Below are 26926 nucleotides of genomic sequence, written 5' to 3'. Positions count from 1 at the left end.
GCCAATTGGTCTGGTTAGCTTTGAAGCAACTGCTGTCAACAATAATTCCGTGAGATTGAATTGGGAAACAAGTTCCGAGCAAAATAACGATTATTTCGTAGTTGAGCGATCTCTAAGTGGAGCTGACGGCTGGGTGGAAATTGCTCAGGTAAGTGGTGCGGGTAATTCCCAAACACCGCTTTACTATACTGTATTGGATAATATGCCTCTGAATGGTGTTTCGTACTATCGCTTGAAACAGGTTGATTATAATGCTCAGGAACGGATTCATGATATGGAATCGGTTTATATTGATATTGCTGGTGTAAGTGATCTGGTTATTTTCCCCAACCCGGCTACCGATCTTGTTACGCTGAAAGGAGACCTTGTTTCGTTGAGTACTTTTAAATTATTGAATGCAATGGGACAGGATATCCGTTTGAATGTATCCTCTTATAAACAGGGAGATGGTACTTTGGTGTTGGATATCTCTTCCTTGACATCTGGTGTTTACATGGTTAAAAACGGTACAAAAGTATATTCATTGATAAAGCAATGAAATTCTTCAGGAATGAGTTAATTTGCCTCATTATATTGTTTTGAAATTTATCATATTAAGTTATTAATCGACTATTATTTAACAATTAACATAATAATATTCAAATTGTGCAAATAACTTGAAATAAGTTATTTATATTTTTTCAACTAAAACATCCGTCTTTACTAGGAATTTAACAACTATATTGATAGTTTAAAAGACTATTTCCGGAATTTAACAGAATCAATTTTGATTACCAGAGTGTTAAGTCTAAATTTGGGGTACATTATACAACTGTTAAACTCATGAACTTATTGCGTAAGGGGACTCTCTCCCTCTTTGTCATGCAAATGACTTTTTGGTCATTTGGACAAACTACAACTCAACAACTAACACCTGAAGAAATTTCAAATCGTATTGCTTATGTACATGGAGCGGATTTTGTTTTTAGCAATCCAACCCTTGTCACTGCTTTCGGTAAGGTCATGACCGACCGTATTGAATACCGGGCTGCAGAACAGGCAGAAAGCCAAAAGTATCCTTTGTTATCTTCTGTTCCATTAATGGCTAAAGTCAATCCGGGAATCCAGGGAGCGGATTTTGCAAATTTTAATGTGAGTACTTTCAATCCATTGGTATACAATCTTGAATTCTTTTCAAATAAAACACAAGTGTTTCGTATCGACAATACTTCTTACATCATGGTCATCAACCCAATTACAACAAACTAAGCCATGAGAAAGAATTCTATGAACGGATACAAGTTCTTATTGAAAGGATTTGTACTAATGACTCTATTTGTTTCAGTTATCAACTTCGGAGCATGGTCACAAAGTGATGCTTGTGCCGGTGTTCCTTCTCTTACTGTCGGAGCTACCTGTACAACAACGAACTTTTCTTTGCCAGGAACCTTCGCTAATGGGGGGATGGTTTTATCGACGTGTAATTCCTCCAACAATGATGACGGATGGTATTCATTTACTGCAACTTCATCATTCAGCCAGATTACTGCAACTGCTACATCTGAAAATTTGGCAGTTGCTATTTGGACTACATGTGGGGGAGGAACTCAATTAGGTTGCGGAAGTGCTGCTTCCGGGGGAAGTGTCAGCGTTACTGTTCCAACAACTTCAGGAACAACATATTATGTTCAGTTGCATCGGCAGTCCGGGAATAACAATTCCTCAATGACAGGTACAATTTGTGTTAGAGCAGTCACTCCTCCGGCTAATGACAACTGTGCCACGGCAACTGTTTTGACACAGGCAGCCAGTTGTTCTACAACTTCCGGAACAGTTGCAGGTGCTACGAATTCAGGAATCGCTTCTTGTACCGGAACACCGGATGATGATGTTTGGTACTCGTTTACGGCTACTAATACAACTGCTATAATCACACGCTCGACCAGCTGGGATTCAGGTGTCGAAATTTTTGCAAGTACCGGAGCTGCTCCCGGGTCGTGTATCGGAGCTTCATTGGGATGCCAGGATGCTGAAACCGATTACACCGTAAATGGTTTGACCGTGGGTATGAATTACTATGTTCGGGTCTATACCTGGAGTGCTGCTACTACACCGGCAACACCTACTTTTACTATTTGTGTTACCTCTCCGGCTCCGCCGCCCGTTGGATCAATCTTTATGCCTTCTACGGGAAGTACTTCAGCGTGTAGCGGAACGTTTTACGATGGCGGTGGATTATCTAATTATTCCAATTCGGATACACGTGTTTATACGATTTGTCCCTCCACGGCAGGAGCTAAACTAAAATTGGTATTCAGTGCCTTTCAAACGGAGACGAGTTTGGATGTTTTACAGGTTTTTGACGGAAACTCTGTTGCAGCTCCGCTTTTAGGAACTTATTCCGGTACTACCAGTCCAGGTACAATTCAGGCTTCTGCAAGTAATGCGAGTGGATGTTTGACCTTCAGATTTACTTCTGACGGTTCGGTTGTTAATTCAGGATGGGTAGCCGATATTTCATGTGTAATTCCATGTCAGACAATTACGACGAGCATTACTTCTGTGACTCCGGCTCCGGGAGCTGGTGGAATTATCCGCGTATGCCAGGGACAAAGTATCACTGCCACGGGTTCAGGTACATTCTCTTCCAGTAGTGCAGGAGCAACTTATTCATGGAATTTTGGAAATGGAGCAACTGCTGCGGGAGCTTCAACAACTTATACCTATCCGGCCGTAGGGAGTTATTATTTGAATTTGGTAGCAACCGATGCGAATGGCTGTACCAATACAAATTACAATAACCAAATTATCCAGGTTTCAACTACACCAACCATCACTACATCTGCTACACCTTCAACTTTATGTACAAACACAACATCAGGACTTAGTGCGAATGTTACAATGACACCATACACGGTAAATTGTACTCCACCGGTTTCGGGAACGACTTTCTTACCGGATGGATCAGGTGTTTCTTATTCGACTTCCATAACAACTAATTGTTATAACCCTGCTGCCACAGTTACTTCGGCAACGGATATAACGAATATCTGTCTCGATATGGAGCACTCATACCTGGGAGATTTGTCCCTGGAAATTGAATGTCCGAACGGGCAAAGTGTTAGTTTACAAACTTATGGTTCCGGAGGTGGTTCTGCCAATTTGGGAAGTCCATGGGCAACAAGTACTGTGGATGGAAGTTCAACAACTGTCACTCCAGGAACAGGATCTAATTATTGCTTTTCAATGTCGGGATCAACTACCCTGGTAAACGGAATCGCAACAGGCGGTACGTTCACCAGTGGAAATGGTCCGGGTACTTATACGGATAGTTATGTGCCGGCAGGAACTTATCTACCGGCAGAGAGTTTTTCAGGCTTAGTGGGTTGTCCGTTAAACGGTAGCTGGACAATCAACGTAACGGATCACTTAGGTTCAGACAACGGTTACATCTTTAACTGGGATGTGAATTTCAGTGCAGGAATTGTTTCGGTTCCTTCCTATACGCCAACAATTGTCTCTCAGGGCTGGGTAGCTGCAACGACACTTTCAAGTACCGGTGCAACAACTGCTAATGTCACTCCGACAAACCAGGGAACTCCTTGTTGCCAATTGGTCTGGTTAGCTTTGAAGCAACTGCTGTCAACAATAATTCCGTGAGATTGAATTGGGAAACAAGTTCCGAGCAAAATAACGATTATTTCGTGGTTGAGCGATCTCTAAGTGGAGCTGACGGCTGGGTGGAAATTGCTCAGGTAAGTGGTGCGGGTAATTCCCAAACACCGCTTTACTATGATGCATTGGATAACATGCCTCTGAACGGGGTTTCTTATTACCGCTTGAAACAGGTTGATTATAACGGTCAGTTGCGGGTTCATGATATGGAATCGGTTTATATTGATATTGCTGGTGTAAGTGATTTGGTTATTTTCCCTAATCCGGCTACCGATCTTGTTACACTGAAAGGAGACCTTGTTTCGTTGAGTACGTTTAAATTATTGAATGCGATGGGACAGGATATTCGTCTGAATGTATCCTCTTATAAACAGGGAGATGGTACTTTGGTGTTGGATATCTCTTCATTGAGATCTGGTGTTTATATCATCAGAAACGGATCTAAAGTTTATTCCTTGGTAAAACAATAAGAGAAAGCACTGCTTTCAATATACGTCAGCCATAGCTGACAATGACTGGATTGAAGCCTTCGTCAACTGATGAAGGCTTTTTTTTTACGGAAAATATCGAATTGGTCTTTTTTGTTTCAATAACTTCAGGAGTTCCTTCAAATGAGATTTATTTCCTACATTGGACTTAAATAATGAAGAAATGAAAACTCTGATTGGAATTATAATTGGTTTGTTGCTGCTTGGCGGTGTTGTATCCTGCGGTGCTGAGGAAGAAAAGGTGAAAGTGGATGTAGAGGAAAAGACTCCGGAGTATAAAGCTTATGACCTGGTTCAGAATCTGCAGATCGTAAAAGATTTTAAAGCAAATGCCGAAGCAAAGAATCAGTCTATTTCTTTAAAGCTTAGTAAAGAACGGCTGAATGGAAAAAACGGATTTTATTGGTTTCAGGTGATCTTGCATGTTGGAAACTCCAGTATCGTAAAGATGAACATAAAAGTGCGCGAAGACAGTTTTAAAGTTGCTCTTATGGATGAAGATACCGGCATGGATCTTAGTCCGGAGGAGTACCAAAAGAAATTTCCGATTAAGTAATTTCAGATCCGGTCTAATACGTATTCGATCAGCGCATTCATTTCTTGTTCATATCCTTTGCTGAATTCCATTCGGGGCCTGTTTGCTATTCCCAGACAGATGGTAATACATTCGTGTCCCATTGCTTTTCCTAACGCAAAGAGTGCAGAACTTTCCATTTCAAAATTCACCACCCGGTGGTTTTCAAAAGAAAACTCTTCCAGTTTTTCATTGATTTCTGCTGTCCTGGTTCCAAGGCGGAGTGATCTTCCCTGCGGGGCATAGAATCCGGAGCTTGTAACAGTAATTCCGGTATGTACCTTTTCACCTTCCAGTTTCTTTAATAGCATCGCCGAAGCTTTCGAGCAATAAGGCGTAATTTCTTCGGGAAACCCAACGAAAGAATCCAATGAGCCTGCTATGGATTTTTCTTCCGGGTTAAATGCAATAGGGTAAAAATGAGCTACATTATCTATGCCGATTGCATGACTCGATAAAATGTAACTGTGTACGTCAATATCAGCCTGGAGAATACCGCAGGTTCCGATACGGATAAGGTTCAGTGGAGTTGTTTCGGTTTTGTTGATGCGGTTCTTCAGGTCAATATTTACCAACGCATCGAGTTCATTGATAACAATATCGATATTATCTGTTCCGATCCCGGTTGATAAAGCGGTTATTTGCTTCCCTTTATATGTTCCGGTGTGACAGACAAACTCACGGTGTTTCGATTGATGTGTGATCTCATCGAAAAAAGCCGAAATAGCAGAAACCCGGTCCTGATCGCCGACCAATAAGATGTCATGAGCTAAGTTTTCCGGAGAAATCCCCAAATGATAAACATTTCCCTTCGAATCTAATACCAGTTCTGATGCAGGATACTTCATGCTAATTCAAAATTATTAATTCAAAATGCAAAAGGTGACTTCGACTCCGCTGCGCCTATGCTATAGCTTTAGCGCAAGCATTCAGTCACCTGTCAATTATTTTCCAATGCTTCCGAATACTTTGGTCAACAAGTCGGTAACTCGTGCGGCAGGATCTTTACGAATCTTGTTTTCTTCTTTTTCAACCATCTGGAATAAACCTGAAATGGCTCTTTCTGTAACATATTGATTCAAATCAGGGTTGATTTTTTCTCCGCCCGTTAAACTCATTGCATTGTTGTATTTAGTAATGATCGGGTTCCAGTATTCAGTTAGTTTAACTTTGGAGATAGCTTCTTTTACCTTTGGTGAGAATGCAGCTACTAACTTAGAAGTTGTGTTGTCTTTTAAAAATCTTGTTGCTGCTCCGTCTCCACCGTTTAAGATGCTGAAACCGTCCGAGATACTCATATTCAGAATTGCATCTTTAAAGATCGGAAGTGCTTCCTTGGTAGCTTCTTCGGCAGCTCTGTTGAGCGTTGTTTCGAATTTTTCTACCTGTGCTCCCAATCCCCAATCCATTGCCTTTTGCTTTACTTTTAAAGCATCCTGGGGGAAGGGAAGGCGGATAGCTTCATTTTTCAGGAAACCATCAGTTACAGAGGTTAAATTCACAGAGTTTTGAATTCCGACAGTTAATGCTTCCTTCAAACCGGAAATTACTTCCGAATTAGTTAAAGATGGTGTTGTGCTCGTTCCGGTATTTAATGTGCTTGCTGCTTCTTTCACCGCTTCGCACGCCGGTAAACCGATTAGAATACTACCTAAAACTAAGATTGTTGTGAATTTTCTCATGGGATTATTTTTTATGTTCAAACTTAAGAATAATTTTGTCTCAGCTCAAAAACAGTACCATGATTAATGTTGAAATTATTTCTATCGGGGATGAACTCTTAATTGGACAGACAATTAATACAAATGCTTCGTGGATTGGTGCTAAGTTGGCGGAGAACGGAATTAAGGTTTCCTACGTTGCAACAATTTCAGATACCTGGGAAGCAATTACATCTGCTTTACAGGAGGCCCAGCGGAGAAGTCAGGTTGTTCTGATAACCGGAGGATTGGGTCCAACGAAAGACGATATCACCAAACAGGTCCTGTGTGCTTATTTTGATACGCAATTGGTATTGGACCAGGAAGTTTTGAGTCATGTGGAATCTTTCTTTATCAAAAGGAATCGTCCGATGCTGGAAGTGAATAAGATGCAGGCAATGGTTCCTGAAGTTTCCGAGGTCTTATTCAACGAGCAGGGAACTGCTCCGGGAATGTGGTTCGAAAAGGATGGGACTATATTTGTCTCTATGCCTGGAGTTCCGTATGAAATGAAATACCTGGTAGAAACTCATGTTATTCCAAGGTTAACGGAGCGATTTCCGGTTAAGAAACTGGTTCAGAGAACTTATTTGACTCAAGGTATCGGAGAATCGTTTTTAGCTGAAAAATTAACTGACTGGGAGAATGGTTTACGGGCGGAAGGGTTGGACCTCGCTTATTTACCATCCCCGGGAATGGTGAAACTAAGAATCAGTTCCGCTTCTGGAAACCAGGCACGTGTCACATTTTACGGTGAAGAATTGAAAAAGATGATTCCTGTTTATCTGTATGGGGAGGAAGAAGAAACATTGCCGGAAGTGGTCGGGAAATTACTGAAAAGTAATGGTGAAACGATCGGTACGGTTGAGAGCTGCACGGGTGGAAGTATTATGGCCAGCCTGACAAGCGTTTCAGGATCCTCCGATTATGTATTGGGTGGATTTATTACTTACAGCAATGAGTTAAAAATGAAATTGGCTCATGTTGGTTCTGAAACCCTGGAGCGTTTTGGCGCTGTATCGGAAGAAACTGTTCTTGAAATGGCTGCCGGAGGAAAAAGAGAACTGGGTGTCGACTGGTCAATCTCCGTTTCGGGAATTGCTGGTCCGCTGGGAGGAACTGATGACAAACCCGTAGGGACAGTTTGGATCGCAATTGACGGTCCGGACAGGAAGATTTCGAGAAAATTTCTGTTCGGTACGGATAGGCAAAGAACGGTACAAATGACCGTGCTGACAGCTTTAAATTTGTTGCGCTGCGAAATTTTAGGAATAAATATTGAAAAAAAGCAAGATTAATGTTGCTTAATTGTGGGAATTTACTTTTCTTTGCACCCGCTTTTAGAATAAGGAAAATATAAAATACAATGTCACGAGTTTGTCAAATCACAGGAAAGTCGGTAATGGTCGGGAACAACGTTTCTCACTCAAACCGCAAAACAAAACGCAAGTTTTACCCGAACTTGTTAACTAAGAAGTTCTACGTACCAGAAGACGATATGTATGTTACATTGAAGATTTCTGCGTCTGCTTTGAGAACTATTAATAAGAAAGGTATTTCTGCGTGTATGAAAGAAGCACGTGAAAAAGGTTTTTTAAAGTAAAATCCTGATTCGGTCACGAAAGTGGTTCCAATCATAAAGAATTAAAAAAATGGCTAAGAAAGCAAAAGGAAATAGAATCCAGGTTATTTTAGAGTGTACTGAACACAAAGAGTCTGGAATGGCGGGAACTTCCCGTTACATATCGATGAAGAATCGTAAGAACACGCCTGATCGTTTGGAAATCAAGAAATTTAATCCAATCTTGAAGCGTTATACCCTTCATAAAGAAATTAAGTAATCGAAGCAAAAGCTTCTTTATAAAAATTAAGTCATGGCTAAGAAAGTAGTAGCATCCCTACAAAAAGGTGGAGGAAAAGAGCATACGAAAGTAATCAAGATGGTTAAGTCTGAAAAATCTGGTTCTTTCACATTCAAAGAAGAGATTGTACACAACGATAAAGTAAAAGAGTGGTTTAATAAATAAACCGGATTCTTTAAGTTGTAAACTCGATATTGTTTTAAAACCTCTTCGCTATGGCGGAGGGGTTTTTTTTGTATTTTTGAACTATGGCATTATTTGGTTGGTTTTCGAAAGAAAACAAAGAAACCCTTGATAAGGGACTTGAAAAAACAAAAGATAGTTTTTTCGGGAAGTTAACCCGCTCACTGGTTGGTAAATCAAGAGTTGATGATGAGGTATTGGATGAACTGGAAGAGATTCTGATCAGCTCGGATGTAGGTGTGAATACCACCTTAAAGATCATTGATAGAATCAATGAGCGCGTTTCTAAAGATAAATATGTTGGAACGGACGAGCTCAACAAGGTTCTCAAAGAGGAAATTGCAGCCCTTTTATCGGAAAATGATAGTGATGGACCGAGTGAATACAATATCCCCAGCCACAACGGAAATCCGCATGTGATCATGGTTGTCGGTGTAAATGGGGTAGGAAAGACTACTTCCATCGGGAAATTGGCGAATCAATTCAAAAAAGCAGGGAAGAAAGTTGTTCTTGGAGCTGCTGATACTTTTCGTGCTGCTGCCGTAGATCAGTTAATTATCTGGTCGGAAAGAGTGGGTGTTCCGATTGTTCAGCAGGGAATGGGCGCAGATCCCGCATCAGTGGCTTTTGATGCCTTAAGTTCAGCCAAATCCCAGGGAGCTGACGTTGTAATTATCGATACGGCCGGAAGATTGCACAACAAGGTGAATCTGATGAATGAACTTTCAAAGATCAAACGTGTTATGGAAAAGGTTGTTCCGGACGCACCACATGAAATTTTACTCGTTTTGGATGGTTCAACCGGGCAAAATGCTTTTGAACAGGCGAAACAGTTCGCACTGGCAACGTCCTTAACCGGATTGATCATTACAAAATTGGATGGAACAGCCAAAGGTGGCGTGGTGATTGGAATCTCAGACCAAATGAGTATTCCGGTTAGGTTTATCGGTGTTGGTGAAGGGATAGAAGACCTCCAGGTTTTTCATAAGGAGGAATTTGTTGCATCTATTTTTGGCGAATAAGCGAATAGTAATCATTTAAATTTACTGTTTACTAATTGCAATGAACTAAGTTTATAATTCGGTCGTAAATTTCGTGTAGTATATCGACATGAATTTAAAATCGCTTAATAAGACGAATGCAATACTTGCTTATTGCACCCTGATTGGTTGGATTATTTCCATGGTCCGGGTTTCATCTTCCGAAGGTGAAGAACGTAAGTTTACAGCATTTCATCTTAGGCAAATGTTGATACTTATGCTTATGGGCGCAGGAATTAGTATCATTGACACCATTTTTTTCTTTATCCCGTTTTTCGGGTTGATTGTAATCAATATCCTTTCCTTTGCACTTTTTGTTTGTTGGCTCATACTTTTAATTGCAGCTATTCAGGGCGAAAAAAAATATGTTCCTTTTGTTGGACAAGCGGGAGAAAGGATGTTAGGGGACATGTTTGAGTAAATTCCAACATCATTGATAAGTCAATGTTAAAATCCAAACTTTAAAAAGCGTGTGATGTCATTTTTTTTAGTAATATTGGTTTGCTAAAACTAGAATTGAGTGCTATAATCTATTTATTTCCAGTGGATTGAAAGTCTCGTTCAAAAATGAAAAACTGCTTTATGAAAACTAACGGAGTAAAACTACGTGCACTATTCGCATGTTTGTTTTTTTCGGTGCTCTTTAATGGGGTATTCGGTCAAACAAACGGAGTCGTTCGGTGCTACACAGATGAAAACGATGCGATCCTGCATGCCAATCATCCCGAATTAGAATCGGCTCAGGATTTTGAACAATGGATTCAGTCTGAAATTTCGCAAAATATGGCTGCCGGCAAAATTATCGGCGGTGTTTACCAAATCCCGGTTGTAGTTCATGTAATCCATAATGGCGAAGCTGTCGGTACTGGAACGAATGTAAGTTATGCGGCTATCCAATCCCAGATCGATGTTCTGAATGAGGATTTCAGAAGAATGTTCGGTACTAACGGATGGAACACGAATCCCGTTGGTGCAGATACGCAAATTGAATTTTGCCTGGCGAAAAGAAGACCGGATGGATCTGCTTTCCCTGGTGGTGAAGACGGCGTGAACAGACTTAATCGTACAACAGCGGGTTTTACTGCTCCGCCATTTGCTACTAATTATATTGATGCTACCATTAAACCATATACTTACAATGGTGGTGTTCCCACTGCAACCCGCGGATGGTCGCCGGATAAATACATGAATATTTGGTTATGTGATATCAGCGGAGGGATCCTCGGTTATGCTCAGTTTCCTCAATCTCCTATTGGTGGTATGGGATGTGGAGCGCAGGCAGCGGCTACGGATGGTGTGGTGTTTCTTTATAATTCTATCGGTAAAAGTTCAGTAACTGGTTTTACTGGTCAATATAATGAGGGACGCACTGCAACACATGAAATTGGTCATTGGCTGGGATTACGTCATATTTGGGGTGATGGAGGATGTACGGTAGACGATTATTGTAATGATACACCTGAAGCGGCAGCAGCAAATTATGGCTGTCCAAGTGGAACGAATTCATGCACTGCAGCTCCGGATGCCGGTGTGGATATGATTGAAAATTACATGGATTACACGGATGATCTTTGTATGAGTGTCTTTACCAACGATCAAAAGCAACGAATGAGGGCTGTATTGGAAGCTTCTCCCATGAGAGTCTTGTTGATAAACTCAGACGCGTGTACTCCTCCGAATCCAAGTGATGCTTCAATAACAGATGTCTTTGCCCCGATAGGTGATAATTGTGCCGGAGCAATAACTCCGAGTGTGCAATTAAGAAACAGAGGCTCCAATAACCTGACTTCTGCTACGATCTCTTATAAAATTGATAATGGAACTCCGGTAACTTTTAGCTGGACGGGTAATTTGAGCCCGAATTCAGCTGCAACAGTGAGTTTACCGGCTTTCACTGCTACTTTGGGAACGCACTCGTTCAGAGCTTACTCGACGCTTCCGAATGGTATTGCAGATCCGTACACTGTTTACGATACTTCCGGAATTGATTTCGTGGTTTCAAATGGTATCATGCCAAACTACACTCAGGATTTTGAAGGTCAATCCTTTCCTCCCGATGTTAAATGGAGAATCGATAACGTAAATGGGGATTGCTACAAATGGTCCCCGGCTTCAGGAATCTCTTCTGCAGGAATATTCACAAATAATATTGCTCAGGTACCGTGCTATAATAATGGTTCAACGTCAAATGAAGATTTTTATACGCCGGTTTTTTTATTACCATGTAACGCAACGGCGGCAACCTTGACGTTTGATGTAGCTTACAGGAGAAGACTTGCCGGTTCAAATGATCAGTTGATTGTGCAGATTTCTACCGATTGCGGTTCAACGTGGACAAACGTCTACAATAAAACCGGTAATGGGGCACAGCCGCTGTATCAAAGTGCAACCTTGTCCGGGGGAGAATACTTCCCTACAGTCGCTACGGATTGGAGAACAGAAACGATCAGTTTAATGCCTTATGTTACGGCGGCGTCTGACAATATCCGTTTCCGTTTTAGAGGAGTTTCTGCTAATGGAAATAACATCTATATAGATAATGTGAAATTTGAAGGAACAACTCCCGGAGAAATTCAGTTAACTTCCGGAAGTACAGATGTATTGGATGGAGGATATTATACCTATGCGAATACATTATCCGGCGGTTCTGCTACTGCAACGTTTACGGTTACGAATACCGGAACAACCAATTTAACATTAACGAATCCGATTACAGTTACAGGAACCGGATTTGCTTTGGGAACCGGATTTGGAACTACGACAGTTACTCCCGGTTCAACAACAACATTCACGGTAGTATTCTCGCCAAATGCAGCTGGGAATTTTACTGGAAATGTTCAGTTTGCAACCAATGATTGTGACGAAGGAACCTATAATTTTGTTTTGAATGGAGTAGGTATTGTGACTCCACCGATAGCAGATTTCGCTGCTTCTTCCACAACAATTTGTCAGGGGGCTTCGGTAAGCTTTACTAACTTGTCTACTTATGCGACTTCATATGCCTGGACTTTTACCGGAGGAACACCTGCTACTTCTACAGCTGCAAATCCTTCGGTTACTTATAATACAGCGGGTACCTATGCTGTAACGCTTGTTGCTACAAACGCAAACGGATCGGATACGGAAACAAAAAACGCGTATATAACGGTCGTTGCCTCTGCTGCAACGGCATTGCCATTAACTGAAGGTTTTACAAGTGCAACTTTTGTTCCTACAGCTTGGTCCCTGGTGAATAACAATGCTTCCCCAACATCCTGGGCCAGAACAACGGCAGCCGGTCTTGCTCCTACAGCCGGGAATGCAATGTGGTTCAATAATTTTGCATATAACGATGCAGATGATGATGTGGTCAGATTAAAACCTTTGATTTTTACAGGGCTTTCATCTGCTCAAATGACTTTTGATGTGGCGTATGCACCTTACGATGCCGCTAATTTTGATGGATTGGAGATACTGGTGTCAACAAACTGTGGTGGTTCATTTACTAGTGTTTATTCTAAATCCAATACCACTTTGGCAACAGCTGCTGCTTTGACAACTGCTTTTACACCGACTGCTGCTCAGTGGAGAACAGAAACTGTAGATTTGACTCCTTATATCGGTCAGGCAAATGTGATTATTGCTTTCAAAAATTTATCAGGGTATGGAAATAACTTATATGTTGATAATATCAATGTAACCGGAGTAATTTCAACAACACCTCCAACTCCGAGTTTTACCACAACGGTAACATCTGTGTGTGCTGGGCAAAGTATTACTTATACCAATACTTCAACTGGTTCTCCGACCTCTTATTCCTGGTCTTTTCCCGGAGGAACACCGGCAACCTCAACTGCTGCAAATCCAACGGTAACCTATTCCACTGCCGGGACATACAACGTAGCCCTGACAGCTACAAATGGTGGTGGATCGAATACTGCGACTATGACAAATTATGTCACGGTAAATGCAATTCCTGCCGCCCCGGCAATCACGGCGGGTGGATCAACTACAATCTGTTCTGGCGGATCTGTTACTTTAACATCAAGCGCTGGAACAAGTTATTTATGGTCTAACGGTGCAACAACGCAATCCATTACTGCAACAACAGCCGGAGGATATACTGTCCAGGTAACAAGTGCGGCAGGTTGTCAGAGTGCGGCAAGCACTGCTACAACAGTAACGGTTAATCCAACCCCCGCGGCACCTACGATTTCAGCTGGAGGAACAACTACATTCTGCTCTGGCGGATCAGTTACTTTGACTTCAACTGCCGGAACGAACTACCTGTGGTCAACCGGGGCAACAACACAATCGATTACTGTCTCAACGGCCGGAACATACACATGTAAGGTTGTCAGTGCAGCAGGCTGTCAAAGTCCGAATAGCAATGCGATCACGGTAACTGTAAATCCAACTCCTGCAGCTCCGGCTATTACGGCTGGCGGTGCAACGACTTTCTGTTCGGGAAGTTCTGTAACACTCACTTCAAGTGCAGGGAATACTTACCTGTGGTCGAATGGTGCAACAACTCAATCCATTACCGTAACAACAGCAGGAGCCTATACAGTTCAGGTAACAAACGCATCGGGTTGTCAGAGTGCGGCAAGTGCGGCTACGACAGTTACTGTTAACCCAACTCCCGCAGCGCCAACACTTACAGCTGGTGGCACAACGACTTTCTGTTCGGGAAGTTCGGTTACCCTGACTTCAAGTGCGGGATCTTCATATTTATGGTCGAATGGTGCAACAACTCAATCCATTACAGCAACAACAGCAGGATCATACACAGTTCAGGTAACAAACGCATCGGGTTGTCAGAGTGCGGCAAGTGCGGCTACAACAGTTACTGTTAACCCAACTCCTGCAGCGCCAACAATTACAGCTGGTGGCACAACGACTTTCTGTTCAGGCGGTTCGGTTACCCTGACTTCAAGTGTGGGATCTTCATACTTATGGTCGAATGGTGCAACAACTCAATCCATTACAGCAACAACGGCAGGATCATACACTGTTCAGGTAACCAATGCTTCGGGTTGTCAGAGTGCGGCAAGTGCAGCTACGACAGTTACAGTTAATCCAACTCCTGCAGCGCCAACACTTACAGCTGGTGGCACAACGACTTTCTGTTCGGGCGGCTCTGTAGCATTGACTTCAAGTGCGGGATCTTCATATTTATGGTCGAACGGAGCTACAACGCAATCCATTACAGCAACAACAGCAGGATCATACACAGTTCAGGTAACAAACGCATCGGGTTGTCAGAGTGCAGCGAGCGCAGCTACTTTAGTAACAGTGAATCCGACTCCTTCAGCACCCACAATTACAGCCGGCGGACCAACAACGTTCTGCTCTGGCGGATCCGTTACCCTGACTTCAACAGCGGGAACAAGTTATTTATGGTCTAACGGTGCAACAACGCAATCCATTACTCCGACAACTGCCGGAACGTATACTGTTCAGGTAACAAATGCATCGGGTTGTCAAAGTACGGCAAGTGCGACTACGATAGTAACTGTGAATCCAACTCCTTCAGCACCCGCAATTACAGCTGGCGGACCAACGACGTTCTGCTCTGGCGGATCCGTTACCCTGACTTCAACAGCGGGAACAAGTTATTTATGGTCTAACGGTGCAACAACGCAATCCATTATCCCGACAACTGCCGGAACGTATACTGTTCAGGTAACAAACGCATCGGGTTGTCAAAGTGCGATAAGTTCCGGAACGAGCATTACGGTTAATCCAACACCGGCTATTTCCCTGGGTACTGTTGTAAATCCAGGTGCATGCGGGGCAACTACAGGATCTGTTACTGTCAATGGAACAGGCTCCGGATCTGTTTCCTGGTCAGGAGCAGCCTCAGGATCAACTGCAACTTCCCTTCCAGCAACAATTCCAAATCTGGGAGCCGGTTCCTACACCATTCTGTTAACAAGTGGTGATGGCTGTGTTTCCAATGCTGTTTCGGCAAGTTTAACAGATCCGGGAGCGCCAACTCCTCCGGTAATTACTTCCGCTTCGACGATTTTATGTCCGGGAGGTTCAATTACGCTTACTTCGTCTTATTCTTCCGGAAATACCTGGTCTACGGCATCAACTGCTTCAAGCATTTCAGTCACAGCAGCTGGTACTTATACCGTTCAGGTTACCAATGCAGGATGTACTTCTACTTCTGCTCCGATCACGATAACAGATGCAGCACCATTTAGTGTGAACGCAGGAAGTGATCAGGATGTTTGTTCTGGAAATTCTGTTACATTGACAGGTATTTCAACCGGTTCCCCGCTTTTGGGATGGGATAATGGAGTTCAGGATGGAATCTCTTTTGTTCCGGTAAATACAAATACCTATACTTTAACGGGAACTGATGTGAATGGATGTCAGCTAAGTGATCAGGTAACAATTACGGTAAATTCGAATCCAACAGTTGCATTTGGAGATTTAGGCCAGGTTTGTAACTACAATCCGGCATTTGTTTTGACGGGTGGAACACCGGCAGGAGGAACATATTCGGGAACCGGAGTTTCGGGAGGAAGTTTTGATCCGGCTGTGAGCGGAGCAGGTAATTTCCCGATAACCTATTCTTATTCGGATGTGAATGGTTGTTCAGGAACAGCACAAGCTACCATTGTAGTGGACGAATGTTTATCTGTTGTTGAAAATGAACAATGGAATCTGACTGTTTATCCGAACCCTTCAGTTGATAAAATCGAGATCTTGTCGGATATTCCGTATAGGAATTTGAAACTCATTGACGCACAGGGAAAATGGATCTTAGATTTAAAGATCGACCAGTTTGAAACGATCAGGACAATTGATTTGTCATCTTACGCAAACGGACATTACACTTTACAGGTATTGGGAGAATTTGGAACCAAATACCACCAGGTTGTGATCAGTAAGTAAATTTAGAATAACAAAAATGGAAAGGAGTCAAAGTGTTTTGGCTCCTTTTTTAGTTTAAAAATGTGTATAATTCATTTACCACAAATGCACAAATTATAACTCGGCTAATGCTTATGCTGATCGCTGATCGCATGTCGCCAATAGCTTTAGCGATGGCACAAGCTTCAGCATAGGCGCACCGCACTCGTTTTTTATTTACCTAAATGATTTCATCAAATTGTGTAAGATAAGGGCGTCTGGTAAGCGCCCTTTAAATTTGTGCATTCGTGGTGAAAATAGAAATGGTGGGTATGCAATTAACTAGTTTTTCTTTTTCGGGGTCTATTGGAGTTTCTTTCGATTGCTTACTTTTGATGTAAAGATTGATCAAGCATGCGAAAACTAAAGATTAATGGGCACGGACACATCTTACCTGAACCTTCGGAGATCCCGAAATTCATGCGTGAGAAGAAATTGTTTTGGATTGATGAGGATAAGAAATTCATGAGGCAAGACGATTGGGCGCGGCCAATAACAGATCCAAGCTTCTTTTTTGATGAAAAAATTGAGTGGATGGAGAAACATAGCATTGATCATGGTGTCATGTTGAATTTATCCCAGGTTTATTGCAATGGTTGGGCTAAGCAGGATGCTTTTGATGCGATCCGATGGCAGAATGATTTCAATGCAAGTGTACAGGAGCGTCGACCGGATAAATTCACCAGTGGGTTTGTGGTTCAGCCACTTTATTTGGATGATGCGCTCAATGAGATTCGCAGGTGTGTAGAAGACTTAAAAATGAACCTGCTTTGCTTGCCAACTCACTTTTTAAATAAGAATAATGAATGGCTTTCCGTGGTAGATGATTCTACTTTGCCCTTGTTCGAATTGGCAAACGAATACAAACTGGCAATCGAAATCCATCCTTATGACGGTGAAAAAATGGTAGCCTTAAAAGATATGTACTGGCGTTTTCACCTGGTTTGGATGATGGCCCAGACGGCAGATACCTTACACATGTACTCATTAAAGGATTTCGTTAATAAATATCCGGATATCCGTACCTGTTTCGCACACGGCTGTATGCTGGGTCAGGCCAATTACGGAAGACGCTTACAGGGATTTGACGGACGCCCGGATCTGTTTACAGAGGCCCGTGATCCGCGTGCAAGTTTAGGACACCCCAACTTGTTTTTTGATACGCTTGTTCATGATTCCTATACACTTCAATTACTGAAAATCCGGGTTGGTTCATCTCAGATCGTTTCAGGACTGGATGATCCTTATCCCCTGGGTGAAATGGAAGGAGTTGCAAACTCATACCCGGGAAGAGTGATTGACTTTGCAGTCGAAGTTGGTATTTTGGAACAGAAAGAATCCGATGCAATTTGGTACGATAACGTATTGCGCTGGTTAGGAAAGACTTCAATTTAATAAACGTATGTTTCGACGGATTTTCTTTCTCCAGCTGCTAATCGGCATTTTGTGCCTATTCCATGCTTTTTGCGGTTTTTCGCAGGAAAGAAAAGATTCGCTCGGACATTTACCGATTGAATATGCCCGCTTTGTCAAAAATAAGGATCAGCGTTACGGATTTTATGAATGGGTAAGCAGAAATAAGGAGGGAAATAGCAAGATTGAAGTGTTTAAATCTGTTGGAAAGGGCCAAACCGATGTGGTCGATTTTAAAATCAACAGGTTTAAGTTTCCTTCGGTTGATTCGATCGAGTTTTTTATTCGCAATGAACGGATCAATAGTTTCCGGATTAGCGAAATCAAACAACGGATCTTTCTGCCGGCATCCAATAAGGATTACGAAGTACTTGCAAAGTATCGCGGAAATATTATTTCAACACTGCATGTAACGGTGCTGCCTTTAGTTACACAGCAGGTTCGGATTGTTCCTTTGCTTAAAATAAAAATCAACAGGGATAGTATCGAAAAGGAATTGAATGACCTGTTTGGAGCTGCAAATGTGCGTTTTGATGTAACGATAGAGCCGGTGTTTGAAAATGATGCGCTTGAGACTGCAAACTTTTTTGAAAACCCGGGAGCCGACAGGTTGAGATATACCGTCCAAATGCGTCACGTTCGGGATACTTACAAACAGGCATACAAAGGAAAAACCACGAATACACTGCTCTTTTTTGTTGTACCGTCATTTGTGAATCCGGAGTTAAAAGGATACATGGTGAAAAATAAGGCTCTGGGCTTTATAGCGAAGAATAATTCCCGCGAATTATCACAGGTCTTGGCTAACGAATATCTGGATGGCTTTGTGAATATAACCGGTACGGATGAGCAAGGGCGAAATCAGACCGGATGGGAGATGAACAACGAAGAATGGCCGAGGATCAATAAAAATCCCCGGATTTATTCGATCATTGATGACTATGAAGAGGTTGTGACAAACAATGGACTGATCGCTTATTACTTTTTTGAACAGGCAAAAGACGGAACGATTATCCTGAAGAATAAAAGTTTTCTGGCATCTGTCTTGCGTCCGATGAAGAAGAATACGTATTCCTACCACCTTCAAATTGATAATATTCTTTACAAAACATTATTCCGGATCAAATCCAAACCATTTAATACACTCCATTTGTTAAGTGTTTTGGCTGTAGTATCCGGATTTATTTATGGATTCCGTAAACTTCGAAGCTTTTTAAAAGCACGACTAAAAAAACCGCGGTGGGTTTCATTTCTCTCGCGGGTAATTCAATGGACCGGAATACTTGTTTTGTCTTATGCCTTAATTCTGGTGGTTGATCTTGGTTATTCGTGGTTTGAAGTAACAGACGGGATTATTAAGTCATACTCCGGCCGGGATGAGAAAAAGGTTCTGAGTTTCTTGTTCGATAATAAACATCCGAATAAATTGGAGGAGAAGGCGATCGGATCTGAATTAATTATCAAACGGGATAAAAATTATTTCCTGTATGAGCGAAAAAAAGTGCTCTACTTCAAAATGAATGTTTCCAAATCAAATGTTCCTTTAAAGCTTCGCCTGATTGCAAATTCGGATTCACTTAAAACTTCCTTACTCGATGATCCGATTGTGGCGGAAAGTCATTACATGGTTGTGAAGATATACTCACCGAAAGGAAAATGGCTGCGTGATCAGGTATATAATCATTTGGGTGTTGATCTGACAGCGAAGTTGAAATTGCAGGATCCGCCAAAGCGCATTTTGATCTTTGTGAATGGATATCGGCCAACTTCACTTGGAAGCACTTTCGAGGAGAATTTCGAAGGTGTGCGTAGCAATGGCTTGGAATTTCCGAATTCCCTGAATCGTTTATTTACCGAAGACCGGTACAACTATTGGAATCCGTGGAGACAAATCGATGATACTTTCAAAATAAGGATCAATCCCACAGAATACTATTATGCCGATGGTCACCATTCCGTTGCAACATCCAATCATCGGAGCCTGCTGAATTTTAGCACGAATTCCAGTATTTATCCGAAAAGATGTAAAAATAAGACACATCACATATGCTATACTACCAGTACAGTCGGTTCGAAAATTTTCGGTTCGAAAAAAGCAAAAACTTTTGGTCTGCTCGCTACCAAATCCAATAAGGGTGGATTCTCAATCCGGGCAAATAGTGGCAGGATCGCGGGCCGGAATTTATATCAAATGTTAAATGAATTGCCCAATTCTTCGGCAAATGACACGCTTTACATCATTGCTCACAGCATGGGATTCGCTTATGCCCAGGGAATAATTCGGGAAATGAGGGGGAAAATAAATTTTGGAGGATACTATATCCTGGCCGCAGAAAATCCGGCAGCCGGTAACGTTAATTTGAAAGAATGGAAACAGGTTTGGCAATACGGAAGTAATTTACATACGGTTCATCAGGATGCTCCCTGCCTTCAGGATGGAGTAGCTCCACAGGCTTCCGTGAAAGGTTTAACTGAAAAACAGCGGATCTATATTCCGCGAAATCTTTATAAGCATAAAGGATATTTTGATTCCCACTTTATCGGATATTATAATTGGATTTTGCACATTCCGTCCGGTAAAAAGGGCCACATCCAACAACGATAAGAGTCCGCCGTGGCGGACGAAGACTGAGGCTCCGTCTCACAAGACGGGCAAGCCGAAGGAAAAGCGTTAGTCCGCCGAGGCGGAAGGCTCCGTCTCACTCAATCCGAAGCGATCATTTGTTTGATCTGCTATGGGTCAAGACGGGCAAGCCGAAGGACAAGCGTTAGTCCGCCGAGGCGGAAGGCTCCGTCTCACTCGATCCGAAGCGATCATTTTGTTGATCTGCTTTGGGTAAAGACGGGCAAGCCGAAGGGATCAAGACTACTTTATTCAAAGATAATTCATTATTAAAGCATAAATGAAGCATAAATGAAGCATAAATGAAGCATAAATGAAGCATAAATGAAGCATAAATGAAGCATAAATGAAGCATAAATGAAGCATAAATGAAGCATAGATATAGCGACGTTTGTATATTTATTTAACATAGTAAACGTGTATTTAACTGCTGCTAAACTAGGACTAAAAAAACGAATGCCTATTCATCTATTGCCTCTTATAAATAACAGTAATCGGGTAGTTGGATATACCCTATTTATGGTATTGTAGAATCCTTCATAAGAGATCAATTTTGCTATTTAGAATTATTCTATATAGCATGAACCTGTATCTCGACAGTAGGACCCAATTGATTAGTCTCGGATTCAAGGAATTGGTCCGGTCAATTTTTGGGGAGGTTTCTGTTAAATGGCACTCCGGAAACCCTGGAAAAGAACAGGTAAATCCTGAAAAAAAGCAAGTTTTAGTCTACAATTTTTCTGATAATTACCAGGAAATTGAGAATAATCTGAAAATAACTCCTGAAGACACCAATTGCATTAAAGTTGTTTTAATCATCAGTGGAGATGTTTCTGGCCTTCCTAAACTGGTATCTTATGGAGTTTCCGGATTCATTGATATAAACTGTACCCTGGATGAATTAAAAGAAGCATTCCAAAAGATGCTCCATAACCAGAATTATTACTGTGAAGTGGTTTGGAATAGAATTCTCAATCAGGACGACGAAATTACTTCACCTACTCAATTCAGCCTCACCAAACGCGAAACAGAGATCGTCGAGTCCTTATTAAATGGGAAATCGACTGCGGAAATAAGCCGTGAATTGGGCTTAAGTCCGCATACAGTCCAAACTCATCGGAAAAACTGTTTCAGGAAATTAAAAGTGAAGTCCTTGTCTGAATTGCTGCTGTTCGAAATGGAAAATCAAGTATTCAAGAAATAGCCTTACCCTGTGGAAGGTATTTTTTTCCGCTTGTTTCGGCGATTGTGGAAAAGTAGTTTACAGGGTAAATTTGCATCAGTTATTTAGAAATATTATAAATAGTAAAAAAAATCAAACAAAATAAATATGAAAAAAGGATTACTTCTATCATTCTTAACACTAGCTGGTTTTTCAAATGCACAGTTGGTAAGCGATTCAGTATCAATGGGTGCCGGATATGCAAATAACATCTGGTACAGTTTGGAAAATGATGAACAGGGAACAGCTCAGGCAGCAAATAACTGGGATTTGGGTTTTGCAGCGTCTATCAGCCAATTTAACCCATTAGCTGCTTCTATCATTTTCAATAATAAAATTGGAACTGTTTATGCTGTTCCGGGAACAAACGGAACGGATTTGGCAACTGCTGATACTACAGGTATTTCAACATGGACTACACTTTATAACTCTGAATTAACATGGACTGAAGGAGCTTTGAATGCTGCAAGTTCGGGCGGAACTGATTACGGTTGGGGGAATTACGATGCGGTAAACCATACAGGAATTATTGCTAACCGTGTTTTCGCTATAAAGTACTCGAATGGTTCTTGTAAACTGTTCACTGTTTCATTGTCTTTCATGAATTCGGAATACACAGTGAATTATTCAAATGCGGATCATTCAGGAACCGGTTCTGTAATAATATCGATCACTCCGTACGCAACGAAAAACTATGTTTATTATCCATTAGGTGGAGCAGTTGTGGACAGAGAGCCTGCTTCAGTATCCTGGGATTTATTATTCACACAATATGCTGCAAACAACGGAGCGCCTTACCCGTACAACATGGTAACTGGTGTGTTGCATAACGTTGGAGTAGAGGTTGCGGAAGTTCATCCTGTGAATAATCCTGAAACAGATATGTCTTTCGGAACTGCAACTTATTCCGAGGATATCAACACAATCGGATACGACTGGAAAACTTATGCAGGATCTTATACAATTGAAGATTCATTGGTTTACTTCGTGAAAGATGTAGACGGGGATTACTGGAGACTGATCATGACAGGTTTTTCAGGAAGCAGTTTAGGTAAAACAGTTTTCAAAAAGGAAAAAGTGGCTTCCTTGAATGTTTCTGAAAACCAGGAATTGATCTCTGGAATTTTCCCTAATCCTGCTGCAGATAATGTAACTGTAATGGTTGATTCCAAATCAAATGCAACTGTGAAGGTAATGAATATGACAGGTCAGGTGGTGTTTGAAAATACTGCTGCTTCAAATGCATTGGAAGCGATGAGTATCTCAACGACAGACTTTACAAACGGGATGTATTTGGTTCAGGTTTCTAACGGAACAGCAACTACAACTCAACGTTTGCTTATACAGCATTAATTTTCTGATTGAACTAAGATGAAAAAAATCGGTTTTTTATTCCTTGCACTTTTAACACTGACAACTGCCTGTAATTCAGGTGGGGAATCAGAAGGGAAGAAAGAGGAAAAAGTAGTAGAGAAACGTATCGTATCTCTGAACGGATCAGTAACAGAAATCATCTACGCAGTGGGTTCCCAAAAGGAACTCATTGGCGTTGATGTTACCAGCACATACCCGGCAGCAGCTGAAAAGCTGACAAACCTGGGACATGTCCGCAAACTGGCAGTTGAAAGTTTACTGGCATTGAATCCAACACATGTGGTGATGCTGGAGGACGAAGTTTCCCCGGATCTGAAGTCTAAATTGAAACAGGCAAAGATCGAATTGGTGACTTTCAAGCACCCGAACAGTGTGGAAGATGCTAAGTCGTTGGTAAAGGAAGTGGCAAAATGGTTGGGGAAATCAGAGGATGCGAAGAAAATCGTTTCTGAAATTGATTCGGATATTAAGGACCTTTCAAAACTGGCTAAAAAACCTAAGGTACTATTCGTTTATGCAAGAGGAGCAGGAACTTTGATGGTTGCCGGAGAAAACACACCGCTTGAAAAAATGATCGTTTTAGCTGGCGGAGAAAATGCGGGGAAAGGATTCACGGATTTCAAGCCTTTAACAAGCGAATCGGTAATTGCTGCAAATCCTGATGTGATCCTCATGTTTACTTCAGGTGCTCAAAGTTTGGGGCCTGACGGAATCTTCAACGTTCCGGGAGTAATGGCAACAAATGCAGGGAAAAATAAATCATTGATCCAAATGGATGGCCAGCTGCTTAGCGGATTTGGTCCGCGTGTGGGAAAAGCATTGATTGAATTAAATAAAGAATTGAAAAAGATCAAATAGTTCAATAGTTGAACCTTGAACTTTTTGGAAAAAATTATATGTCAAGACAAGGGATAATAGGTCTTTCGTTATTGGTTTTACTGATAGTTTGCTTTGTGGTAAACCTGTCAGTAGGGAATGTTAATGTCCCGATTTCCCATGTCTTTGGCAGTTTGGTTGAGAAGCTTGGAATTCAAACCAATCTGAAAATAACGGAGATTGAATACCATGTCGTTTACAATATCCGGTTTCCCAGAGCAGTCTATTCCTGTTTGATTGGTTCAGGTTTAGCAGTCTCGGGTGCTGCACTGCAAGGAGTTTTCAGAAACCCTTTGGTTGACTCCGCCTTGATCGGGATCTCAACGGGAGCTTCCTTATTTGCATCGCTATTCATTTTGTTCAGCGGATTAGTTCCCTGGTTGATTATTTTCAACGAGGGACTTTCTCTTTCTATCGTAGCCTTTCTTGGTGCTTCAATTGTTGCATTTATTGTTTACAGGTTGTCTTTGAGCAATGGAGAGATTAATTCACTGACACTCATCCTGGCAGGAATTGCATTGAATGCACTTACGGCAGCATTAACAGGCTTACTGACCTTTTTTGCAACAGACGATGAATTAAGGGATCTGACCTTTTGGACACTTGGGAGCCTGGGATCTGCAAACAATGATTCTGTTTTGTTATTGGCTGTTTTCACTATCGTTCCGATGATCCTGATTTTCTTCCAGGCCAGGAGCCTGAATGTCCTCGCATTGGGAGAAAGTAATGCACAGTACATGGGGTACAAAGTGAAAACGATCAAACTCCTGGTAATTATTTGTTCGACCTGTATGGTTGGTTCTGCAGTTTCAATGGCTGGAGTGATCGGGTTTATCGGCTTGGTAGTTCCTCATATTATTCGAATTGTATCTGGACCCAACCACAAATTACTTTTGCCTTTCAGCGCTTTTTTCGGAGCCATTCTTCTTTCGGGTGCGGATATGATTTCGCGCACGATCTTGCCTCCGACAGAAGTTCCGATCGGAATCATTACTGCCTTAATGGGAACCCCGGTTTTCATTGCGATCATTTTCAAACACAAACGTAAATTCTCAGTTTGATAGAAGCGAAAAACATAGCGTTCGCAGTAAAAGGAAAACAAATCCTGAAACCGCTTAATTTTATAAGCGATAAGGAGGAATTTATCGTTATTCTTGGTCCGAACGGAGCAGGTAAAAGTACACTTGTGAAATTGCTTTCAAACGGCTTGAAACCAACTGCAGGAACCATTTCCTATTACGGAAAAGAACTAAAGGATTGGACGCCGGATAATTTAGCGAAGTACAGAGCATACATGCACCAGGAAAGCATGATCGCTTCCAATTTTACTGTGCGGGAGGTTTTGGAAATGGCACGTTACCGGTACCCGGAATCTAAAACCCGGTTCAATAAGTTCATTCTTGGAAAGATCGTAGAAGAACTGAATTTGCAAAACCTTCTGGATATGGAGTTTAATTTCCTTTCGGGTGGAGAAAAACAGCGCGTTCAGTTTGGAAGGGTACTGCTGCAATTGGAAAGCGAAGATAAGGCTTCGCCCTTTGGAGGGGGAGTGAGTGGGAGGACTGAAATTCAACCAATCAAATATTTATTCCTGGATGAGCCCCTGAACAACCTGGATGTACGCTACCAAATTGAATTATTAAAATACGCTCGTAAATTCGTGGACGATAAACGCGGAAGTGTCGTTGTGGTAATGCATGATATTAATTTGTGCTACCAATATGCCGATCGGGTTTTGTTGATGAAAAAAGGAGAGGTCATTACGGATGGAACGATCCGTGAAGTCATGCTTCCGGAATTACTGAGCGAAACGTATCAAATCGAATTAGAACAAATTCAGTCCCTTGACGGAGAGGTCTTTTACAGGCATGTATCTTATTCCTCAAGCCTGCTGATAACAGAATGAAGTAAGAACTAGCGAAAGCTAGTGATAAATCATCACTGTAGTGATGACAAATAAAATAAATACAAAACAACAATGGAAACAACTTTGTCACTAAAAGAAGCTTTCAACCAATTGAAAGAAAGCGAACCGAAATTAAGAATCAGAGAATACGCAAAGCGTTTGAATGCTTCCGAGGCAGAATTGGTTGCTTTGGGTGTAGGAACAACTGCTGTCCGTTTACGTCCTGAATTCGTATCAATTCTTAGCGAAATCGAATCACTTGGTTTTGTAATGGCTTTGTCGAGAAATGACGATGTGGTTCATGAGCGTAAAGGAATTTATGAAAACTTCAGTACCACACCGCATGCATCATTGTTTGTTGGAAAAGACATTGATTTGCGTATTTTCCCAAGCTCATGGGCATACGCATTTGCTGTAACGGAAGGTGATGAAAAACCACGCCACAGTTTGCAGTTCTTTACAACTGACGGAGTTGCAACGCATAAAATTTACCTGGAGTCAAAAAGCAATATGGAAGCATATAGCACTTTGGTTGAAAAGTATAAAGACGAGAATCAGTCGGCTGAACTGGAAATCGGGGCTTTGTTGCCACTGGAGTCACCTGAATTACCTGATAGCGAAATCGATGTAAAAGCATTCCAGGAAGGCTGGATCAATCTGAAAGATACGCACGAGTTCTTCGGTTTGTTGAGAAAACATAAATTGACAAGAACTCAGGCTTTGCGTTTGGCACCGGATGAGACTTATGCAAAACAAATCGATAACAAAGCATTGCGCAGAGCATTGGAATTGGCTGCTAAAGACCAGGTTTCGATTATGGTTTTTGTAGGAAATGCAGGAATGATACAGATTCATACAGGTGAGGTGAAAAACATTGTGGAGCATGGTCCGTGGATCAATGTCCTGGATCCGATGTTCAATCTACACGCCAAAGAAGATGCCATTACTCAATCGTGGATCGTTCGCAAACCAACTGAAGATGGAATTGTTACTTCATTGGAATTGTTCAATGCGAAGAACGAATTGATCTGTACGCTTTTCGGAGCACGTAAACCCGGAATCCCTGAGTTGGAATCCTGGAGAAAATTGATTGAACAATTGTAAA

22 protein-coding genes are annotated in these 26926 nt (G+C 41.7%); 20 read left to right on the top strand and 2 right to left on the bottom strand.

Going from position 1 to position 26926, the window contains the following annotated elements:
• The 5 genes from K0S23_RS16115 to K0S23_RS16095 form a co-directional block, all read left to right on the top strand.
• Positions 1-538: T9SS type A sorting domain-containing protein (locus K0S23_RS16115; RefSeq protein ID WP_300359571.1), on the top strand; the 538-nt coding region annotated here is incomplete at its 5' end.
• A 284-nt stretch (positions 539-822) separates the two neighbouring features.
• Complete coding sequence (locus K0S23_RS16110; protein WP_300359569.1) at positions 823-1248, top strand: hypothetical protein; 426 nt, start codon at positions 823-825, stop codon at positions 1246-1248.
• Between the two features lie 3 nt (positions 1249-1251).
• Positions 1252-3639, top strand: coding sequence for a PKD domain-containing protein (locus tag K0S23_RS16105; RefSeq protein WP_300359567.1), 2388 nt, complete (start codon positions 1252-1254; stop codon positions 3637-3639).
• Entirely contained in the window at positions 3636-4124 is a 489-nt protein-coding gene (locus K0S23_RS16100; RefSeq protein ID WP_300359565.1) for a T9SS type A sorting domain-containing protein, read from the top strand. Before K0S23_RS16105 ends, K0S23_RS16100 begins: the two co-directional genes overlap by 4 nt.
• 181 nt (positions 4125-4305) lie before the next feature.
• Complete coding sequence (locus K0S23_RS16095) at positions 4306-4698, top strand: hypothetical protein (RefSeq protein ID WP_300359563.1); 393 nt, start codon at positions 4306-4308, stop codon at positions 4696-4698.
• A gap of 2 nt (positions 4699-4700) precedes the next feature.
• Here the strand turns inward: K0S23_RS16095 and K0S23_RS16090 are convergent, their stop codons facing one another.
• Together K0S23_RS16090 and K0S23_RS16085 are read right to left on the bottom strand one after the other, a co-directional pair.
• Complete coding sequence (locus K0S23_RS16090) at positions 4701-5564, bottom strand: nucleoside phosphorylase (protein WP_300359561.1); 864 nt, start codon at positions 5562-5564, stop codon at positions 4701-4703.
• Between the two features lie 96 nt (positions 5565-5660).
• On the bottom strand, positions 5661-6398 hold the full coding sequence (locus tag K0S23_RS16085) for a DUF4197 domain-containing protein (protein WP_300359559.1): 738 nt from the start codon (positions 6396-6398) through the stop codon (positions 5661-5663).
• Between the two features lie 59 nt (positions 6399-6457).
• On the opposite strand from K0S23_RS16085, the gene K0S23_RS16080 reads away from it, so the two are divergent.
• The 15 genes from K0S23_RS16080 (at position 6458) to K0S23_RS16010 (ending at position 26925) form a co-directional block, all read left to right on the top strand.
• Entirely contained in the window at positions 6458-7714 is a 1257-nt protein-coding gene (locus K0S23_RS16080; RefSeq protein ID WP_300359557.1) for a competence/damage-inducible protein A, read from the top strand.
• A gap of 68 nt (positions 7715-7782) precedes the next feature.
• Positions 7783-8019, top strand: coding sequence for a 50S ribosomal protein L28 (rpmB, locus tag K0S23_RS16075; protein ID WP_294860689.1), 237 nt, complete (start codon positions 7783-7785; stop codon positions 8017-8019).
• Positions 8020-8068: 49 nt separating this feature from the next.
• Positions 8069-8257: a 50S ribosomal protein L33 gene (gene rpmG / locus K0S23_RS16070; RefSeq protein ID WP_300359554.1), complete on the top strand. Its 189-nt coding sequence runs from the start codon at positions 8069-8071 to the stop codon at positions 8255-8257.
• Positions 8258-8290: 33 nt separating this feature from the next.
• On the top strand, positions 8291-8443 hold the full coding sequence (locus K0S23_RS16065; protein ID WP_300359552.1) for a DUF4295 domain-containing protein: 153 nt from the start codon (positions 8291-8293) through the stop codon (positions 8441-8443).
• A gap of 83 nt (positions 8444-8526) precedes the next feature.
• The gene (gene ftsY / locus K0S23_RS16060) at positions 8527-9483 is read left to right on the top strand and encodes a signal recognition particle-docking protein FtsY (protein ID WP_300359550.1); all 957 of its coding nucleotides are present in this window, start codon (positions 8527-8529) and stop codon (positions 9481-9483) included.
• Between the two features lie 88 nt (positions 9484-9571).
• On the top strand, positions 9572-9922 hold the full coding sequence (locus tag K0S23_RS16055) for a hypothetical protein (protein WP_300359548.1): 351 nt from the start codon (positions 9572-9574) through the stop codon (positions 9920-9922).
• Between the two features lie 161 nt (positions 9923-10083).
• Positions 10084-16389: a PKD domain-containing protein gene (locus K0S23_RS16050; RefSeq protein WP_300359546.1), complete on the top strand. Its 6306-nt coding sequence runs from the start codon at positions 10084-10086 to the stop codon at positions 16387-16389.
• 372 nt (positions 16390-16761) lie between these two features.
• Entirely contained in the window at positions 16762-17802 is a 1041-nt protein-coding gene (locus tag K0S23_RS16045; protein ID WP_300359544.1) for an amidohydrolase family protein, read from the top strand.
• A 7-nt stretch (positions 17803-17809) separates the two neighbouring features.
• The gene (locus K0S23_RS16040) at positions 17810-20425 is read left to right on the top strand and encodes a hypothetical protein (RefSeq protein WP_300359542.1); all 2616 of its coding nucleotides are present in this window, start codon (positions 17810-17812) and stop codon (positions 20423-20425) included.
• A 598-nt stretch (positions 20426-21023) separates the two neighbouring features.
• Positions 21024-21647, top strand: a complete 624-nt coding sequence (locus tag K0S23_RS16035; protein ID WP_300359540.1) for a LuxR C-terminal-related transcriptional regulator — start codon at positions 21024-21026, stop codon at positions 21645-21647.
• Positions 21648-21773: 126 nt separating this feature from the next.
• Positions 21774-23018, top strand: coding sequence for a T9SS type A sorting domain-containing protein (locus K0S23_RS16030; protein ID WP_300359538.1), 1245 nt, complete (start codon positions 21774-21776; stop codon positions 23016-23018).
• Positions 23019-23036: 18 nt separating this feature from the next.
• Positions 23037-23897 carry an ABC transporter substrate-binding protein gene (locus tag K0S23_RS16025; protein ID WP_300359536.1) on the top strand — a complete coding sequence of 287 codons (861 nt, stop codon included), beginning with the start codon at positions 23037-23039 and terminating at the stop codon, positions 23895-23897.
• A gap of 38 nt (positions 23898-23935) precedes the next feature.
• Positions 23936-24976, top strand: a complete 1041-nt coding sequence (locus tag K0S23_RS16020) for an iron ABC transporter permease (protein WP_300359533.1) — start codon at positions 23936-23938, stop codon at positions 24974-24976.
• Positions 24973-25821, top strand: coding sequence for an ATP-binding cassette domain-containing protein (locus K0S23_RS16015; RefSeq protein ID WP_300359530.1), 849 nt, complete (start codon positions 24973-24975; stop codon positions 25819-25821). Before K0S23_RS16020 ends, K0S23_RS16015 begins: the two co-directional genes overlap by 4 nt.
• Before the next feature lie 72 nt (positions 25822-25893).
• Positions 25894-26925 (top strand): ChuX/HutX family heme-like substrate-binding protein, encoded by a 1032-nt coding sequence (locus K0S23_RS16010; protein WP_300359527.1) that lies wholly within the window; start codon positions 25894-25896, stop codon positions 26923-26925.
• The last annotated feature ends 1 nt before the right edge of the window (position 26926 follow it).

It is taken from the genome of Fluviicola sp. (assembly GCF_029266855.1).
GTDB lineage: Bacteria > Bacteroidota > Bacteroidia > Flavobacteriales_D > Crocinitomicaceae > Fluviicola.
This window is presented reverse-complemented; position numbering and strand designations above follow the sequence as displayed.

What these genes read in the sequence shown, in the direction of transcription:
- K0S23_RS16110 (WP_300359569.1), top strand. Translation starts at nt 823, where the DNA reads ATGAACTTATTGCGTAAGGGGACTCTCTCCCTCTTTGTCATGCAAATG.
- K0S23_RS16105 (WP_300359567.1), top strand. Translation starts at nt 1,252, where the DNA reads ATGAGAAAGAATTCTATGAACGGATACAAGTTCTTATTGAAAGGATTT.
- K0S23_RS16095 (WP_300359563.1), top strand. Translation starts at nt 4,306, where the DNA reads ATGAAAACTCTGATTGGAATTATAATTGGTTTGTTGCTGCTTGGCGGT.
- K0S23_RS16090 (WP_300359561.1), bottom strand. Translation starts at nt 5,564, where the DNA reads ATGAAGTATCCTGCATCAGAACTGGTATTAGATTCGAAGGGAAATGTT.
- K0S23_RS16085 (WP_300359559.1), bottom strand. Translation starts at nt 6,398, where the DNA reads ATGAGAAAATTCACAACAATCTTAGTTTTAGGTAGTATTCTAATCGGT.
- K0S23_RS16080 (WP_300359557.1), top strand. Translation starts at nt 6,458, where the DNA reads ATGATTAATGTTGAAATTATTTCTATCGGGGATGAACTCTTAATTGGA.
- rpmB (WP_294860689.1), top strand. Translation starts at nt 7,783, where the DNA reads ATGTCACGAGTTTGTCAAATCACAGGAAAGTCGGTAATGGTCGGGAAC.
- rpmG (WP_300359554.1), top strand. Translation starts at nt 8,069, where the DNA reads ATGGCTAAGAAAGCAAAAGGAAATAGAATCCAGGTTATTTTAGAGTGT.
- K0S23_RS16065 (WP_300359552.1), top strand. Translation starts at nt 8,291, where the DNA reads ATGGCTAAGAAAGTAGTAGCATCCCTACAAAAAGGTGGAGGAAAAGAG.
- ftsY (WP_300359550.1), top strand. Translation starts at nt 8,527, where the DNA reads ATGGCATTATTTGGTTGGTTTTCGAAAGAAAACAAAGAAACCCTTGAT.
- K0S23_RS16055 (WP_300359548.1), top strand. Translation starts at nt 9,572, where the DNA reads ATGAATTTAAAATCGCTTAATAAGACGAATGCAATACTTGCTTATTGC.
- K0S23_RS16050 (WP_300359546.1), top strand. Translation starts at nt 10,084, where the DNA reads ATGAAAACTAACGGAGTAAAACTACGTGCACTATTCGCATGTTTGTTT.
- K0S23_RS16045 (WP_300359544.1), top strand. Translation starts at nt 16,762, where the DNA reads ATGCGAAAACTAAAGATTAATGGGCACGGACACATCTTACCTGAACCT.
- K0S23_RS16040 (WP_300359542.1), top strand. Translation starts at nt 17,810, where the DNA reads ATGTTTCGACGGATTTTCTTTCTCCAGCTGCTAATCGGCATTTTGTGC.
- K0S23_RS16035 (WP_300359540.1), top strand. Translation starts at nt 21,024, where the DNA reads ATGAACCTGTATCTCGACAGTAGGACCCAATTGATTAGTCTCGGATTC.
- K0S23_RS16030 (WP_300359538.1), top strand. Translation starts at nt 21,774, where the DNA reads ATGAAAAAAGGATTACTTCTATCATTCTTAACACTAGCTGGTTTTTCA.
- K0S23_RS16025 (WP_300359536.1), top strand. Translation starts at nt 23,037, where the DNA reads ATGAAAAAAATCGGTTTTTTATTCCTTGCACTTTTAACACTGACAACT.
- K0S23_RS16020 (WP_300359533.1), top strand. Translation starts at nt 23,936, where the DNA reads ATGTCAAGACAAGGGATAATAGGTCTTTCGTTATTGGTTTTACTGATA.
- K0S23_RS16010 (WP_300359527.1), top strand. Translation starts at nt 25,894, where the DNA reads ATGGAAACAACTTTGTCACTAAAAGAAGCTTTCAACCAATTGAAAGAA.